The organism is Cyanobium sp. PCC 7001, assembly GCF_000155635.1.
Lineage (GTDB): Bacteria > Cyanobacteriota > Cyanobacteriia > PCC-6307 > Cyanobiaceae > NIES-981.
In genome coordinates this window covers 247,573-262,239 of sequence record NZ_DS990556.1, presented here as the reverse complement: position 1 = coordinate 262,239, position 14,667 = coordinate 247,573, and the positions used below count along the sequence as shown (strand labels likewise).

16 protein-coding genes and 1 riboswitch are annotated in these 14,667 nt (G+C 69.3%); of the genes, 14 read left to right on the top strand and 2 right to left on the bottom strand.

The genetic code is table 11. The features are described 5' to 3' along the window. Positions 1–29: 29 nt before the first annotated feature. The 11 genes from CPCC7001_RS01315 to CPCC7001_RS01265 all read left to right on the top strand — a co-directional run bounded on the left by CPCC7001_RS01315 (position 30) and on the right by CPCC7001_RS01265 (position 10,163). On the top strand, positions 30–572 hold the full coding sequence (locus CPCC7001_RS01315) for a thylakoid membrane photosystem I accumulation factor (RefSeq protein ID WP_043369286.1): 543 nt from the start codon (positions 30–32) through the stop codon (positions 570–572). Beyond that, entirely contained in the window at positions 569–1,978 is a 1,410-nt protein-coding gene (gene fumC / locus CPCC7001_RS01310) for a class II fumarate hydratase (protein ID WP_006909173.1), read from the top strand. The genes CPCC7001_RS01315 and fumC overlap by 4 nt, the downstream gene beginning before the upstream one ends. A gap of 128 nt (positions 1,979–2,106) precedes the next feature. Further along, positions 2,107–2,292 carry a hypothetical protein gene (locus CPCC7001_RS14910; RefSeq protein ID WP_043368451.1) on the top strand — a complete coding sequence of 62 codons (186 nt, stop codon included), beginning with the start codon at positions 2,107–2,109 and terminating at the stop codon, positions 2,290–2,292. A gap of 179 nt (positions 2,293–2,471) precedes the next feature. Beyond that, positions 2,472–2,593: riboswitch (guanidine-I (ykkC/yxkD leader) on the top strand. Positions 2,594–2,620: 27 nt separating this feature from the next. Then, a complete protein-coding gene (speB, locus tag CPCC7001_RS01300; protein WP_006911756.1) occupies positions 2,621–3,811 on the top strand; it encodes an agmatinase in 1,191 nt (396 codons plus the stop codon). A gap of 4 nt (positions 3,812–3,815) precedes the next feature. Next, complete coding sequence (locus CPCC7001_RS01295; RefSeq protein ID WP_006909462.1) at positions 3,816–4,214, top strand: hydrogenase maturation nickel metallochaperone HypA; 399 nt, start codon at positions 3,816–3,818, stop codon at positions 4,212–4,214. 5 nt (positions 4,215–4,219) lie between these two features. Further along, positions 4,220–4,933, top strand: coding sequence for a hydrogenase nickel incorporation protein HypB (hypB, locus tag CPCC7001_RS01290; protein WP_050757022.1), 714 nt, complete (start codon positions 4,220–4,222; stop codon positions 4,931–4,933). After that, positions 4,930–6,315: a type III glutamate--ammonia ligase gene (gene glnT, locus CPCC7001_RS01285; protein ID WP_006911610.1), complete on the top strand. Its 1,386-nt coding sequence runs from the start codon at positions 4,930–4,932 to the stop codon at positions 6,313–6,315. Before hypB ends, glnT (CPCC7001_RS01285) begins: the two co-directional genes overlap by 4 nt. A gap of 112 nt (positions 6,316–6,427) precedes the next feature. Beyond that, complete coding sequence (locus CPCC7001_RS01280; RefSeq protein WP_006911723.1) at positions 6,428–7,447, top strand: ABC transporter substrate-binding protein; 1,020 nt, start codon at positions 6,428–6,430, stop codon at positions 7,445–7,447. 20 nt (positions 7,448–7,467) lie between these two features. Then, entirely contained in the window at positions 7,468–8,295 is an 828-nt protein-coding gene (locus CPCC7001_RS01275; protein WP_006910530.1) for an ABC transporter permease, read from the top strand. Positions 8,296–8,307: 12 nt separating this feature from the next. Then, positions 8,308–9,078, top strand: coding sequence for an ABC transporter ATP-binding protein (locus CPCC7001_RS01270; RefSeq protein WP_006911140.1), 771 nt, complete (start codon positions 8,308–8,310; stop codon positions 9,076–9,078). Further along, positions 9,075–10,163, top strand: a complete 1,089-nt coding sequence (locus CPCC7001_RS01265) for an aromatic ring-hydroxylating dioxygenase subunit alpha (protein ID WP_006911500.1) — start codon at positions 9,075–9,077, stop codon at positions 10,161–10,163. The genes CPCC7001_RS01270 and CPCC7001_RS01265 overlap by 4 nt, the downstream gene beginning before the upstream one ends. Here CPCC7001_RS01265 and CPCC7001_RS01260 read toward each other — a convergent pair. Then, complete coding sequence (locus CPCC7001_RS01260) at positions 10,096–10,944, bottom strand: sugar phosphate isomerase/epimerase (RefSeq protein WP_043368450.1); 849 nt, start codon at positions 10,942–10,944, stop codon at positions 10,096–10,098. The two genes, CPCC7001_RS01265 and CPCC7001_RS01260, sit on opposite strands and share 68 nt — an antisense overlap. Positions 10,945–11,041: 97 nt before the next feature. Further along, entirely contained in the window at positions 11,042–11,242 is a 201-nt protein-coding gene (locus CPCC7001_RS01255) for a hypothetical protein (RefSeq protein ID WP_006910531.1), read from the bottom strand. 123 nt (positions 11,243–11,365) lie between these two features. Here CPCC7001_RS01255 and CPCC7001_RS01250 point away from each other — a divergent pair, with 123 nt between their 5' ends. From CPCC7001_RS01250 to glnT (CPCC7001_RS01240), 3 genes are read left to right on the top strand one after another with little or no spacing between them, the layout of a single operon-like run. Further along, entirely contained in the window at positions 11,366–12,283 is a 918-nt protein-coding gene (locus tag CPCC7001_RS01250) for a fatty acid desaturase (RefSeq protein ID WP_006909652.1), read from the top strand. Continuing rightward, positions 12,280–13,269 carry an alpha/beta fold hydrolase gene (locus CPCC7001_RS01245; protein ID WP_006909900.1) on the top strand — a complete coding sequence of 330 codons (990 nt, stop codon included), beginning with the start codon at positions 12,280–12,282 and terminating at the stop codon, positions 13,267–13,269. The genes CPCC7001_RS01250 and CPCC7001_RS01245 overlap by 4 nt, the downstream gene beginning before the upstream one ends. Before the next feature lie 35 nt (positions 13,270–13,304). Then, entirely contained in the window at positions 13,305–14,621 is a 1,317-nt protein-coding gene (gene glnT / locus CPCC7001_RS01240; protein ID WP_006911483.1) for a type III glutamate--ammonia ligase, read from the top strand. The last annotated feature ends 46 nt before the right edge of the window (positions 14,622–14,667 follow it).

Below are 14,667 nucleotides of genomic sequence, written 5' to 3'. Positions count from 1 at the left end.
GCCTGCTGGAGAACGGGCTGGCGGCCGTGATGGGGGCGGTGCTGGCGCCGCTGCTGACCCTGGCCGTGATCCTCTGCGGGGTCAACCCTGCCCTCGCTTCCCTCACCAACAACACCTACGACGGCAACATCTACGCCCTCTACGCCGGCAACGGTTCCCTGGTGCCGCCGCGCAGCAGCCTGGCCCAGACCCTGCAGGAGCACCGGCCGGCGGTGCTGGTCTTCTATCTCGACGATGATGCCGCCAGCAAGCAGTTCTCGCCGGTGGTATCGGAGCTGCAACGGCTCTGGGGCAACAGCATCGAGCTGATTCCCCTGGTGACCGATCCCCTCCAGAACCGGCCCGAGACCGGCGCCGGCGACCCGGCCCACTACTGGCACGGCCACATCCCCCAGGTGGTGGTGCTCGATGGCGAAGGCCGGGTGCTGCTCGATGCCGAGGGCCCCGTGTCGGTGGATCGCATCAACCCCGCCGTGAGTCAGGCCACCGGCATCCCCCTGCCGGACTCCTTCCAGAGCAGCGGCAGCATGAGCTTCAACGAGCTGAACACCGAGGTGATCGGCAGCCGATGACCGCCGCCAGCCCCCCGACCCGGATCGAGACCGACAGCATGGGCCCGATCGCGGTGCCCGCCAACCGCTACTGGGGCGCCCAGACCCAGCGCTCGCTGCGGTTCTTCCCGTTCGGTCAGCCGATGCCGCTGCCCGTGGTGCGGGCCTTCGGCCAGCTCAAGGCGGCCTGCGCCGAGGTGAACCGGGACAAGGGCAGGCTCGATCCCCAGCTGGCGGAGCTGGTCGTGGCGGCGGCCGAGGAGGTGGCCAGAGGGGAGCTGGACGCGGAATTCCCCCTGAAGGTGTGGCAGACGGGCTCCGGCACCCAGACCAACATGAACGTGAACGAGGTGATCGCCAACCGCGCCATCGAGGCGGCGGGAGGGGTGCTGGGCTCGAAGCAGCCGGTGCACCCCAACGACCACGTCAACCTCAGCCAGTCGAGCAACGACACCTTTCCAGCCGCCCTGCATGTCGCGGTGGCCCTGGAGCTGCACCACCAGCTGGTTCCATCCGTGGAAGCGCTCAAGGCGGCCCTGGAGGTCAAGGCCACGGCCTACAGCCGTGTGGTGAAGATCGGCCGCACCCACCTGCAGGACGCGGTGCCCCTCAGCCTGGGGCAGGAATTTAGCGGCTACGGGGCTCAGCTCCAGCTGGGGCTGGACACCCTGAGGGCCGCCCTGCCCCAGCTGCACCAGCTGGCGATCGGCGGCACCGCCGTGGGCACGGGCCTGAATGCACCCCAGGGGTTCGGCGAGGCCGTGGCCACGCGGCTGTCGGAGCGCCTGGGCCTGCCGTTCACCAGCGCCCCCAACAAGTTCCAGGCCCTGGCCGGCCATGAACCCCTGGCGGCGGTGCACGGGGCGCTCACGGTGCTGGCGGGCTCGCTGATGAAGATCGGCAACGACATCCGCTGGCTGGCCAGCGGCCCCCGCTGCGGCCTGGGCGAACTGGTGCTGCCGGAGAACGAACCGGGCTCCTCGATCATGCCCGGCAAGGTGAATCCCACCCAGTGCGAGAGCCTCACCATGGTGGCCGTGCAGGTGATGGGCAACAACGCGGCGGTGCAGATGGCCGCCAGCCAGGGCAACTTCGAACTCAACGTGTTCAAGCCCCTGCTCGCCCACAACGTGCTGGAGAGCATCGCGCTGCTGGCCGGGGCCTGTGAGGGCTTCCGCGCCCACTGCATCGAGGGTCTGGTGGCCGACGAGGCCCGGATCGCCACCCTGCTCGACCAGAGCCTGATGCTGGTCACGGCCCTCACGCCGGCCATCGGCTACGACCGGGCCTGCGCCATCGCCAAGCACGCCCACCAGCACAAGCTCAGCCTGCGGGAAGCGGCGCTGGTGCTGGGCGAACTGAGTGCCGAGGAGTTCGACCAGTGGGTACAGCCGGAGCAGATGCTGGCGGCCGGGGGCCGGCCCTGAGCCCCCGCCAGGGCTCCTGCACCGGGTCTCCCGCGATGCAGGTCCCTGGGGCGGGATTGGTGTCGTCCGTTACCGGCCTGCGCCCTGCCGCTGGATACGGTCCGCCCATCTCCTTCTGCAGCTTCTCGATGACGCGGTTCTCCCTGATGCCCCTGGCCCAGCGGGGAGCCCGTGTTCTGGCGGCGGGATCGCTGCTGCTGCTCGGCCTGCCTTCCCTGGCCCACCCGGACCACCACCAGCCCACCCAGCAGGGCAGCAACGCCGGCGGACAGCAGCATGGGCAGCCTCACCACCAACACGACCACAGCCACTGAACACACCTGCAGAACACAGCCGCAGAGCACAGCCGCAGAACACAGCCACGGCCCCCAGCGACCGAACAACCCTCACCGGGATCCGCCCCGCGGGATCGGAGCAACGGGATCAGCCCATGATCAGCCCATTGGTAGTGATCGGTACTGAGCCGACCCTGCGCTTCCCCCAGACTCCACTGGCGGACAGGTTCTAGGGTTCCGGCTGCGTTGGTTCCTGATCTTCAGGGCCCCTCAGCAGCGTCTGGTCCGAGAGAACTACACCGGCGGCGCCGGTGCACGGAGGGACAAAAGCCCGGGAGACCGCCCCATTCCCCTCTCCCGTCCCCCCATGGTTTCACCGTCAGGCGCTGAAGGCGCCTTTGACCGGCAGCATCCCGGCGAAGGCTTCCGCGCCCTCGAGAAGGAACGCCAGCTTCCCCTCACCGGCTGGCAGCAGGAGGTGGACCAGGCCCATCGCTTCGGCCTGGAGGCCGCCGAAAGCATCATCGATCGGCGCATCTCCACCTTCTCCCGCGGTGAACTGCCCCACTACGCGGGCATCAACACCTTCATGAAGGCCCCGTACATCGAGGATGTGAACCGCGTCGGTGAGTTCGACGTGGCCGTCCTCGGCGTGCCCCACGATTCCGGCACCACCTACCGGCCCGGCACCCGCTTCGGCCCCCAGGGCATCCGCCGCATCTCGGCGCTCTACACCCCCTACAACTACGAGATGGGGGTGGATCTGCGCGAACAGATCAAGCTCTGCGATGTGGGGGACATCTTCACCATTCCCGCCAACAACGAAAAGAGCTTCGACCAGATCTCCAAGGGTGTGGCTCATGTGTTCAGCAGCGGAGCCTTCCCGATCATCCTGGGCGGCGATCACTCGATCGGCTTCCCCACCGTGCGCGGCGTCTGCCGCCATCTGGGTGACAAGAAGGTGGGGATCATCCACTTCGATCGCCATGTGGACACCCAGGAGATCGATCTGGACGAGCGGATGCACACCTGCCCGTGGTTCCATGCCACGAACATGGCCAATGCACCAGCGCAGAACCTGGTGCAGCTCGGCATCGGCGGCTGGCAGGTGCCGCGCGAGGGGGTGAAGGTGTGCCGGGAGCGGGGCACCAACGTGCTCACCGTCACCGACATCTGCGAGATGGGCCTGGAGGCGGCGGCGAAGTTCGCGATCGAACGCGCCACCGACGGCACCGACTGCGTGTACATCTCCTTCGACATCGACTGCATCGACGCCGGCTTCGTGCCCGGCACCGGCTGGCCCGAGCCGGGCGGCCTGCTGCCGCGGGAGGCCCTCAAGCTGCTGGAACTGATCGTGCGCAATGTGCCGGTCTGCGGCCTCGAGGTGGTGGAGGTGTCCCCTCCCTACGACATCAGTGACATGACCTCCCTGATGGCCACCCGGGTGATCTGCGACACGATGGCCCACCTGGTGGTGAGCGGCCAGCTGCCGAGGAAGGCGAAGCCGGGCTGGATCAGCGACATCTGCAACATGCACGTCGATCAGGCCTGGAGGTGAGCGGATGCATGAAGTCGACATGACCAAGTGCCTGCTGCTGGCCATGCAGGAGTGGAAGCAGCAGCACGCTCCCGCCGAACCCCGGGTGTCCACGGTGCATCTGCTGGTGGGGGACTTCACCTGCGTGGAACCGGATCAGCTGGTGTTCACCTGGAACGCCGCCGTGACCGGCAGCTGGCTCGAGGGCACCGCGCTGGCGATCGAAACCGTGCCCCTCCAGGGCCGCTGCGTTCGCTGCAACGGCACCTACACCCCCTCACCAGAGGAGGGCTACCGGTCCCCCTGCTGCCAGCACCCGATGGAGGAGATCGTGAGCGGCCGCGAACTCAAGATCCGCTCGGTGGATTACACCTTCCAGCCGCCTGTGGCCAGCGCTTCGCCATCCCTGCTCACCACCGCCTGATCGCCATGCACATGCCTCTGGAAGACACCCTCGGTCTCAATCTGCTGGCGGCCAACCAGCACCAGGCCGAGCACAACCGCGAGCACTTCGATGGCTGGAACCTGCTCTGTCTGAACGTGATGAGCAGCCCGGGAGCGGGCAAGACCTCCCTGCTCGAGCGGTCCCTCGCCCAGCTCGCCGGCCGCCATGCCATGGCGGTGCTGGAAGGGGACATGACCACCCACCTCGATGCCCAGCGGCTGGAAGCCGTGGGCGTGCCCGTGGTGCCGATCACCACCGGCCGCGCCTGTCATCTCGATGCGGCCATGGTGGCGGGGGGCCTGAAGCTGCTGCGTCAGCGGCTGGATCCCTCCAGCCTCGACATTCTCTGGGTGGAGAACGTGGGCAACCTGGTGTGCCCCGCCGAATTCGAGGTGGGCGAACACCGCAAGGTGGCCCTGCTGAGTGTCACCGAAGGCGACGACAAGCCGCTCAAGTACCCGGTGATGTTCCGTGAAGCCGACTGCGTGCTGATCACCAAGACGGATCTGCTGCCCCACCTGGCGGTGGATGTGGAGCGCATCGAAGCCCACATCCGCCAGGTGAATCCCCGTTGTGCCGTGATCCGGGTGTCCGCCAGCAGCGGCGAGGGTCTGGATGCCTGGCACGCTTGGGTGAGTCAGCAACGGGCCCTGCAGCATCAGGCCGTGGCAGCCACTCCTGCCCTGGTGAGCCCATGAGCGCCAGCGGCTTGACCGCCGGCGGTGTGAGCGCCAGCGGAGTGACTGCTGAGGACGCCCGCACCGGGCTGGAAGAGCAGGGCGTGCATTACGCCCTGGCCAGCTTCGTGGACCTGCATGGGGTGTGCAAGGCCAAGGCCGTGCCCCTGCACCACCTGCCGGCGATGCTGGCGGGATCGGAGCTGTTCACCGGCGCCGCCCTCGACGGCGTGCCCCAGGACGTGAGCGACGACGAGGTGGCCGCCGTGCCGGACCTGAGCTCCGCCACCGTGCTGCCCTGGCGGCCCGACACGGTGTGGATGGCCAGCACCCTGCACCTCCATGGCCAGCCCTTCGAGGCCTGTAGCCGCGCCATCCTCTGCCGCGTGCGGGAGCAGGCGGCCCGGATGGGTCTGCGCTTCAACCTCGGCGTGGAAACCGAGTTCTTCGTGCTGCGGCGCGGCGCCGACGGTTCCCTCGGTCCGGCCAGCAGCGCCGACACCCTGGGCAAGCCCTGCTACGACCTGCGCGGGCTGCTGGACAACCTCGACTGGCTCGATGAGCTGGTGCAGGCCATGAACGCCCTGGGCTGGGGCGTGTACTCCTTCGACCACGAGGACGGCAACGGCCAGTTCGAAACTGACTTCGGCTACGCCGATGCCCTGATCACGGCGGACCGGGTCACGTTCTTCCGGCTGATGGCCCGGGAGATCACCCGCAAGCACGGGCTGATCGCCAGCTTCATGCCCAAGCCATTCGCCGATCGCACCGGGAGCGGCGCCCACTTCAACATGTCGCTGGCCGATCTGGAGAGCGGCACCAATCTGTTCACCCCGCCGGATGGCACCGGCAGCTGGGTGAGCCCGCTGGGGCGCCAGTTCATCGCCGGCATCCTGCGCCATGCCCCGGCGATCTGCGCCGTGATCGCCCCCACTGTGAACAGCTACAAGCGGCTGGTGGTGCAGGGAAGCATGAGCGGCTTCACCTGGGCGCCGGTGTTCATCTGCTACGGCAACAACAACCGCACCAACATGCTGCGCATCCCCGGTGCCGGCAGCCGGGTGGAGTGCCGCGCCACGGACAGTGCCTGCAACCCCTACCTGGCCGCGGCGCTGTTGCTCGCCGCCGGTCTCGAGGGGATCCGCGAGGGCCTCGACCCCGGCGAGCCCAACCTGGTGAATGCCTACCGGCTCAGCCCCGAGGAGCGGGCCCGGCGCGGGCTCACCACCCTGCCGCGCACCCTCGGCGAAGCGATCGAGGCCTTCGCGGCCGATCCCCTCGGCCGGGAGGTGTTCGGCGAGGCCATGGCCGACGCCTTCATCAGCTTCAAGCGGGAGGAGTGGGCCAGCTACCACAGCGCCATCTCCAGCTGGGAGACCGAGCGCTACCTGGAGCTGTTCTGAACCATGGACCACCCCATCCGGCGCTCCATCCCCCCCTGAGCCCCCTGCGGCTGCGCCGGCCCCCCCGGCGTGGCCGGATCGCCATCCACCTCTTCACCCACCGAACCCTTCCATGACCACACCCCGAACCACTCCCCGAAAGCCCCGTCAACGCCAGCGCCTGCTGGCCAGCCTGCTGCTGCTGGGCCTGGGCGCCGGCATCCTCTCCGCCTGCGGCCAGCAGGGTGGCGGAGGCTCCGACACGCCCGTGCGCGTCGGCTACAGCGCCTGGCCGGGCTGGATCCCCTGGAAGGTCACCGAGGAGAAGGGCCTGTTCGGCATCCCGGTGACCCTGCAGTGGTTCGACGGCTATCTCGATTCGATCAACGCCCTCAACGCCGGCCAGCTGGACTGCAACAGCCAGACCCTCAACGACACCATCAGCTCGATCGCCGGTGGCGCCGATCTGCAGGTGGTGCTCACCAACGACAACTCCACCGGCAATGACCAGATCATCGCCGCTGAAGGCATCACCAGCATTGCCGATCTGAAGGGCAAGAAGGTGGCCGCCGAGGAGGGCACGGTGGATCACTACCTGCTGCTGCTGGGCCTGAGGCAGGCCGGCCTCACCGCCGATGACATCACCTTCGTGCCCCTGGAAACCGGCGCCGCAGCGGCGGCTTTCGTGGCCGGTCAGGTGGATGCGGTGGGTGTGTTCGCCCCCTTCACCACCCAGGCCCTCAAGCGCCCCGGCAGCGCCACCCTCTTCTCCTCGAAGGAATTCCCGGGCGCCATCAGCGACCACCTGGTGTGCCGCACCGACTTCGTGGCCGAGAACCCCGAGAAGGTGCAGAAACTCGTGGATGCCTGGTTCGCCACCCTGGGCGAGATCGAGGCGAATCCAGGCCCCTCGCTGGCGATCATGAGCCAGCGGGCCGGAGTGAGCGAGGAGGAGTACAAGGAGTACAACGCCGGCACCACGATCTTCAGCCTCGAGGACAACATCAAGGCGCTGGAGCCGGGCACCACGATGTCCTCACTGCCCTACGCGGCCGGCGAGATCAGCGCCTTCCTGCAGAACGTGGGTCTCGCCAAGACGCCACCAAAGCTGGACGGGCTGTTCGTGGACACCTTCGTCAAAGCGGCGAAGTGAGCTGAGGGACACCCACCACCATGACCTCTCCCGCCAGCAAGGCTCCACCGATCGAGCCCCAGCCCGCCGCCGCCCCGGCAACGGAGCGGCTGAAGCGCCTGGGCCAGCACCCCTGGGTGCTGGGGCTGGCGGGAGTTCTCGCCGTGGTGGTGTTCTGGACAGCGGTCACCAGCGCCGGCCTGGTGGATCCGCTCTTCCTGCCCAGCCCCTCCGGGGTGATCGCCGCCGGCCAGAGCCAGGCGGCCCAGGGGGTGCTCTGGGCTGACCTGGTGGCCAGCGTGGGCCGGGTGTTCGCGGGCTTTGCCCTCTCGGCCGCCGTGGCCCTGCCTCTGGGCATCGCCATGGGCACCAGCACGGTGATCTGCCGGCTGCTGGAGCCATTGATGGCCCTGATCCGCTACATGCCGGCGCCGGCCTTCATTCCGCTGCTGATCATCTACTTCGGCCTGGGCGAACTGCCGAAGATCCTGCTGATCTTCATCGGCACCCTGTTCTTCAACACCCTGATGATCATGGATGCCGTGAAGTTCGTGCCGAACGAACTGGTAGAGACGGCCCTCACCCTGGGGGGCCGCACCTCCCAGGTGCTGCTGCGGGTCATCACCCCGTGCATCACCCCCCAGGTGATCGACACCTACCGGATCAACATGGCCTCCGCCTGGAATCTGGTGATCGTGGCCGAACTGGTGGCGGCCAATGAAGGCCTCGGCAAGCGCATCAGCCTGGCCCAGCGCTTCCTGCGCACCGATGAGATCTTCCTCGGCCTGATCGTGATCGGGCTGATCGGCCTGCTGATCGATCTGGGCTTCCGCCTGCTGATGCGGCGCACCTGCCGCTGGGCCAACTGACTCCTCACTCCCATGCATCTCAGCGTCGACAACGTCACCAAGGTCTTCGGGGTGGGCCGCAACGCCAAGTGCGTGCTCGAGGGCATCAGCTTCGAGGTGAACACCGGTGAATTCGTGGCCCTGGTGGGCAGCTCAGGCTCGGGGAAATCCACGGTGATGCGGCTGGTGGCCGGCCTGGAGCGGCCCACGCTGGGCTCCATCAGCGTGGACGGCCATAGCGTGAAGGGCCCGGGCTCCGATCGGGGCATGGTGTTCCAGAAGTACAGCCTCTACCCGTGGCTCACCGCCGCCCAGAACGTGGCCTTCGGCATGGAGCTGCAGGGGCTGGCCAAGCGGGAGATCCGCGAGCGCACCAGCTATTTCCTCGATGTGGTGGGCCTGGGCGACGCGGCCCGGCGCCTGCCGCGGGAGCTCTCGGGCGGCATGCAGCAGCGGGTGGCCATCGCCCGGGCCCTGGCGGCCCAGCCCAAGGTGCTGCTGCTGGATGAACCCTTCGGCGCCCTCGACCTCCAGATCCGTGAATCGATGCAGGAATTCCTGCACAAGCTCTGGCAACGCACCGGCCTCTCGGCCCTGCTGATCACCCACGATCTGGAGGAGGCGCTGCTGCTGGCCCAGAGGGTGCACATCATGGCGCCGCGTCCGGGGCGGATCGTGCGCAGCGTTCAGGTGGATCTGGACCACTCCAACATGGGCCACCTGCGGGTGTCTCCCGAATTCCTGACCCTGCGCGAGGAGCTGGCCCAGTGCCTGCGCAGCCTCGAGCCGTCCCTGGCGGCATGAGCCCCATCCCGGCGGCCGCCGCGGCCAGCTTCCTGCCGGCCCACCTCTACACGTGCGCTGCCACCGCCCGGCAGGAGCGGGAGCGCTACGCCCCACGGTTCTGGCATCCGGTGGCGCCGCTGGCGGCCCTGCCGGAGGGCCACAGCCTGGCGCTGGAGCTGCTGGACCTGCCGGTGCTGCTCACCCATGCGCCCGGTGAAGGGGTGAGGGCCTTCCTCAACCGCTGCCCGCACCGCGGCGTGGCCCTGCAGGATCCCGCCGGGTCGGCCCAGCCCAGCCGGCGCCTGGTGTGCCCGTATCACGGCTGGACCTACGGCCTCGACGGCCAGCTGCGGGCGGCGGCCCGGGAAGGGGAGTTCCTCGAGCCCTTCTGCCGCGCCGACTGGCCGCTCCAACCGCTGGCCTGCCACGCGAGCGGGCCGCTGATCTGGGTGGCGATCGGCGCCGATCCCCTGCCCCTGGAGCAGCAGCTGGATCTGGTGCTCCAGGAGGCGGGGGAAGCCCTGGCCCGGCCTCTGCAGCTGCTGGGCCAGACCAGCCGCGAACTGGCCTGCAACTGGAAGATCGCCCACGACAACACCCTCGACGACTACCACGTGGCCATCGCCCATCCCCGCACGCTCCACCGCGAGCAGGGACCGGTGCGGCACTACCGCCATGCCCTCAGCCGCCACGGCTCCCTGCTGGCCACCCCGATGGAGGGCGGCGACTTCCTCACCTTCGGGCTCGCCCCCTGGACCCATCTGCTGGTGTGGCCCGATGGCCGGCTGGCAGTAATCAGCTTCCCGCCCCTCACCCTCGAGCGCTGCGCCATGCAGCTGTGGCTGCTGGGCACGGCCGCGCAGGCACCGCTGGCCGCCGAGTGGCTGGAGAGCATGCTCCTGTTCCTGGAGGAGGATCGCCGGCTGGTGGAGTCGGCCCAGCGGGGCTACCGCAGCGGCCTGGTGCCGGGCCCGCCGCACCGGTTGGAGCAGCGCCTGCTGCAGCACCAGCGCCTCTACGCCGCGGTGATGGGCCTCACGGCTGATCCCCATCCTCTGCATCGAGAGCACCCGCCTGGATCCAACGGGCCATGGCCGTGTTGATCTCCAGCAGATCGGCCACCGGCTCGCGGCTGAAGGGGCGTTCGGGCAGGTAGCCATCCGGCCCGAATTCGGGCGTGATCGTGAAAGGCAGGACGCCGTTGGTGCGGCTGGAACGGAACAGCCGCCAGCAGCGGCGATGGGCCTCCAGGGCTTCGGCCCACTCCGGCGCGAAGGGATGGCCCACCGAGGGGCCCTGGGGATGGCCCACCCGGGCATGGATGTGGTCCACCCGGCCGGCCATGGCCGCCACGGGCGCCAGATCGGGCGTCATCAGCCGCTCGGCCACCACGCACCAGTGGCTCAGGTCCGCCGTGAGCCGCAGGCCGGGGAAGGCATCCAGGAAGCGCTGGATGGTCCAGGGGTTGTGGAGGCTGCGGGAACGGTGGGTTTCGAAGCTCACCGCCAGCCCGGAGGCCTCGGCCAGGGGGACGGCCCTGCTCCAGAACCACTCCTGCTGCGGCCAGCTCCAGGCATCGCAGCCCGTGATCACGGTCACCTTGAGCGGGGCGAAGGCCGGGCATGCAGCCAGCAGCCGCTCCAGCTCGTGGAGGTGATCCTCCGGCCCCAGCGCAAGCCGGGGCACGTAGTCGCCACCGGTGACCAGCTCGAGCACCAGGGGCATGGCCGAAGCGGCCAGGGCTGCGGCCACGGCCGGGGGCTCCAGGCCCGCCAGGGCGGGATGCCGGAGGTTGGCCTCAAGCCCGTGGAAGCCAGCGGTGGACGCCCGCTGGATCGCCTGCTGCAGGTCGCCAGGAAACCCCCAGAGGCTGTGCAGCAGCACGGCAGCGGAAGGCTGGGATGGCAGGACGCTCAGGGGAGGTGGAACCGTTGGGGCAGCCAGGGCCGGAGCCGGCTTTGGAACCGGGATCTGAGCCGGTTCAGTTGGCGTCCACGAACTGCTCGGGAGGAACGTTCAGGTACACGCCTTCCTGGAAGAGGGCCTGCTTGGCGGCGGCATCGCCGCGGCCCACGGCATCGGCATAGCGGCGGCGCAGGGACTCCACCAGCACCTGACGGCGCACATCGGCACCGCCCTGGGCGGCCCGGGAGTCGAGCGCAACCTGTTCGGCGCAGACCATGGGGATTGTGTTCACTGTGGACACTCTGATTGTAGGGAGGGCGGTGCGCCTGCACAGCCCCTCGCCATGGGGTGGTTTCAACCCCTACCGCAGGGCGGCCCTCCGGACTGCTGGACTCTTGCCATGGCCACCTCCAGCACCGGGCTGATCGACCGCCCAGCCCTCGCCGAACTCAACACCCTCAGCACCGCCCCCGCCGTGGTGCGGCTCCTCAGCCATCTGCTCACGCTCGTGCTGGCGGGGCTGATCTGGCGCCAGCCCGGGCTGCCTTGGGCGGCGCGTCTCACCGGTCTGCTGATCAGCGGCATCGCCCTGGCCACCTGCTTCGCTCCGCTGCACGAGTGCTGCCACCGCACGGCGTTTCGCAGCAAGGCGCTCAACGATGCGGTGGCCTGGCTGGCGGGGCTGCTGAGCTTCTACAACGCCACCTTCTACCGGCGCTACCACCAGTGGCACCACCGCTTCACCCACCAGCCCGGACGCGATCCTGAGCTGGAGGATCCGGTGCCCACCTCCCTCGGGGGCTACCTGCTCGAACTCAGCGGCTGGAACTGGTGGAGCGGCAAGCTGCGGGGCTACGCACGGTTGCTCTGGGGAGACCTCAGCGACCTGCCCTACCTCAGTCCCGAGGTGATTCCCCAGGTGCGCCGCTCGGTGCGGCTGCAATTCCTGGTGTACGGGGTGGTGCTGCTCCTCTCCTGCATCCACGCCAACGGCTTTCTGTTCTGGAGCTGGCTGCTGCCCCTGGCGGTGGGCCAGCCCTTCCTGCGCTTCGTGCTGCTGGCGGAGCACAGCGGCTGCAGCTTCAGCAGCGACGGCACGGCCAACACCCGCACGACCCTCACGGTGGCCCCAGTGCGCTGGCTGATGTGGAACATGCCCTTCCACGCCGAGCACCATCTCTATCCGTCGCTGCCCTTCCACGCCCTGCCGGCGGCGCACGGCCGGATCGCCCCCCACCTGCGCCACCTGGCCCCGGGCTACCTCGCCGTGCATCGCGTGCTGCTGCGCGACCTGCCGGCCCTGGCCCTGCCGGCATGACCAGCACGGCCTCCAGGGTCGAGGCGGACTTGGCCCTGGGATCCTTTCCCCTGGCCTGCGGCCAGGTGATTCCCGAGGCACGGCTGCGCTATGCCGCCGTCGGCCGGCTCAACGTTGAGCGCTCCAACCTGATCCTTGTGCCCACCTCCTACGGGGCCCGGCCGGCCGATCTGGCCTGGATGGTGGGTCCGATCTTCGATCCCGACCGATGGCTGGTAGTTATCGCCGGCATGTTCGGCAACGGCGCCTCCTCCAGCCCCAGCCACGGCGCCATGGGCCTGGCCGAACAGGGCTGGGTGGTGCAGCACCACGACAACGTGATCGCCCAGCAGCGGCTGCTGGCGGAGGTGTTCGGCGTGGAGCGGCCGGCCCTGATCCACGGCTGGTCGATGGGGGCCCAGCAGGCCTACCAGTGGGCGGTGCAGAGCCCCGAACGGGTGGAGCGGATCTGCTGCGTGTGCGGCACTACCCGCACCTCGCCCCACAACCGCCTGTTCCTGATCAGCCTGCGCCAGGCCCTCACGGCCGATCGCCACTGGAACGGCGCGGGCTTCGACGCGCCGCCGGAGCAGGGGCTGCGCACCTATGCCCTGATCTACGCGAGCTGGGCCGCCAGCCAGCCCTTCTTTCGAAGCCTGGATGTGCCGGTGGAGCAGCACGTGGAGGAGCAGTGGCTGCCCCACTACCGCCGCCACGATCCGCGCGATCTGATCGCCATGCTCGACACCTGGCTGGCCCACGACGTGGCGGCGGGCGGCGATCTGGACGCCACCCTGGCCGGAATCCAGGCGCGCACGGCCGTGGTGGCGGCCGACCACGACCTCTACTTCACGCCGGAGGACATGGCCGCCGACGCCGAGCGGATCCCGGGCGCTGACTTCCACCTGATCCGCTCCCTGCTCGGCCACCGGGCAGGCAACCCCCACAGCAGCGCGCCCGAGCAACGGGAGCTGCGCCGCATCGTGGATGGCCTGCTGGCCTCCTGAACCCTCCAGCCCCGATCCCCTCGATACCCGTCTCCATGTCCGATCTCACCAGCCAGGCCCGTGACCTGCAGCTCAAGTTCCTGCTGATCTCGTTCACGGATCTGTTCGGCATCCAGCGGGCCAAGCTCGTGCCCGCCGCGGCGATCCCGACCATGGCCCGCGACGGGGCGGGATTCGCCGGCTTCGCGGCCTGGCTGGATCTCTCCCCGGCCGATGGGGACGTGATGGCGATTCCCGATCCCGCCAGCCTCACCCCCCTGCCCTGGCAACCGGAGGTGGGCTGGGTGGCGGCCGAGCTGGTGCTGGAGGGGGCGCCGATGGCCCAGTGCCCGCGCCGCCTGCTGCGCCGGCAGCTGGAGCGGGCCGCAGGGCTGGGCTACGAGCTGCGCAGCGGGGTGGAGGCCGAGTTTTTCCTGCTGGACGCCGATGGCGGCGGCATCGCCGATCCGGCCGACCACCAGGAGAAACCCTGCTACGACCAGCTGGCCCTGATGCGCCGCTACGGACTGATCGGTCTGTTGCTGGAGGCGATGGAGGGGCTGGGATGGGGGCCCTACCAGGCCGACCACGAGGACGCCAACGGCCAGTTCGAGGTCAACTGGACGTTCGCGGATGCCCTCACCACCGCGGACCGGCACGCCTTCTTCAAGGTGATGGTGAAGACCCTGGCGGAGCAGCAGGGGCTCAAGGCCAGCTTCATGGCCAAGCCCTTCGCCGAACGCACCGGCAACGGCTGCCACACCCATCTGTCGCTGTGGGGAGCGCCGGGCACCGCCAGCGCCGGCATCAACCTGTTCCACGACCCCGCCGGTGAGCTGGGCCTCTCCGCCCTGGCCTATCAGTTCCTGGCGGGGCTGCTGGAGCACGCCCCGGCCCTCTGCGCCCTCACCAACCCCACGGTGAACAGCTACCGGCGGCTGGCGGCGCCACCCACCACCTCCGGGGCCACCTGGAGCCCGGCGGGCATCAGCTACAGCGGCAACAACCGCACCCACATGCTGCGCATCCCGGACGACCAGCGGCTGGAGCTGCGGCTACCGGACGGCTCGACCCACCCCTACCTGCTGCAGGCGGCCATCCTGGCGGCGGGGCTGGACGGCATCGAGCGGCAGCTGCCGCCCGGGCTCCGCCATGACAACGACAACTACGCGTCCCCGCTGGGACCGGAGATCTGCCCACGGCTGCCGGCCGATCTGGGCGAGGCGCTCGATGCCTTCGATGCCGACACCCGTCTGCGCCAGGCCTTGGGCGAGGAGTTCTGCCAGGCCTACGGCAGGCTGCGCCGGCGCCAGTGGCAACGCGAGCGGGGCGACATCAGCGAAGCCGAACGTCGCACGTCGCTGGATTGCTGAGGGCTGGGCTGCTGAGGGCGGCGCACCATCGGTGGCAACGCTGAAG

Excerpts from the sequence above, each read along its gene's own strand:
- hypB (WP_050757022.1), top strand. The coding sequence starts at position 4,220 with ATGCACATGCCTCTGGAAGACACCCTCGGTCTCAATCTGCTGGCGGCC.
- glnT (WP_006911610.1), top strand. The coding sequence starts at position 4,930 with ATGAGCGCCAGCGGCTTGACCGCCGGCGGTGTGAGCGCCAGCGGAGTG.
- CPCC7001_RS01275 (WP_006910530.1), top strand. The coding sequence starts at position 7,468 with ATGACCTCTCCCGCCAGCAAGGCTCCACCGATCGAGCCCCAGCCCGCC.
- speB (WP_006911756.1), top strand. The coding sequence starts at position 2,621 with ATGGTTTCACCGTCAGGCGCTGAAGGCGCCTTTGACCGGCAGCATCCC.
- CPCC7001_RS01315 (WP_043369286.1), top strand. The coding sequence starts at position 30 with ATGGGGGCGGTGCTGGCGCCGCTGCTGACCCTGGCCGTGATCCTCTGC.
- CPCC7001_RS01295 (WP_006909462.1), top strand. The coding sequence starts at position 3,816 with ATGCATGAAGTCGACATGACCAAGTGCCTGCTGCTGGCCATGCAGGAG.
- CPCC7001_RS01255 (WP_006910531.1), bottom strand. The coding sequence starts at position 11,242 with ATGGTCTGCGCCGAACAGGTTGCGCTCGACTCCCGGGCCGCCCAGGGC.
- CPCC7001_RS01280 (WP_006911723.1), top strand. The coding sequence starts at position 6,428 with ATGACCACACCCCGAACCACTCCCCGAAAGCCCCGTCAACGCCAGCGC.
- CPCC7001_RS01250 (WP_006909652.1), top strand. The coding sequence starts at position 11,366 with ATGGCCACCTCCAGCACCGGGCTGATCGACCGCCCAGCCCTCGCCGAA.
- CPCC7001_RS01265 (WP_006911500.1), top strand. The coding sequence starts at position 9,075 with ATGAGCCCCATCCCGGCGGCCGCCGCGGCCAGCTTCCTGCCGGCCCAC.
- fumC (WP_006909173.1), top strand. The coding sequence starts at position 569 with ATGACCGCCGCCAGCCCCCCGACCCGGATCGAGACCGACAGCATGGGC.
- CPCC7001_RS14910 (WP_043368451.1), top strand. The coding sequence starts at position 2,107 with ATGACGCGGTTCTCCCTGATGCCCCTGGCCCAGCGGGGAGCCCGTGTT.
- CPCC7001_RS01245 (WP_006909900.1), top strand. The coding sequence starts at position 12,280 with ATGACCAGCACGGCCTCCAGGGTCGAGGCGGACTTGGCCCTGGGATCC.
- CPCC7001_RS01270 (WP_006911140.1), top strand. The coding sequence starts at position 8,308 with ATGCATCTCAGCGTCGACAACGTCACCAAGGTCTTCGGGGTGGGCCGC.
- glnT (WP_006911483.1), top strand. The coding sequence starts at position 13,305 with ATGTCCGATCTCACCAGCCAGGCCCGTGACCTGCAGCTCAAGTTCCTG.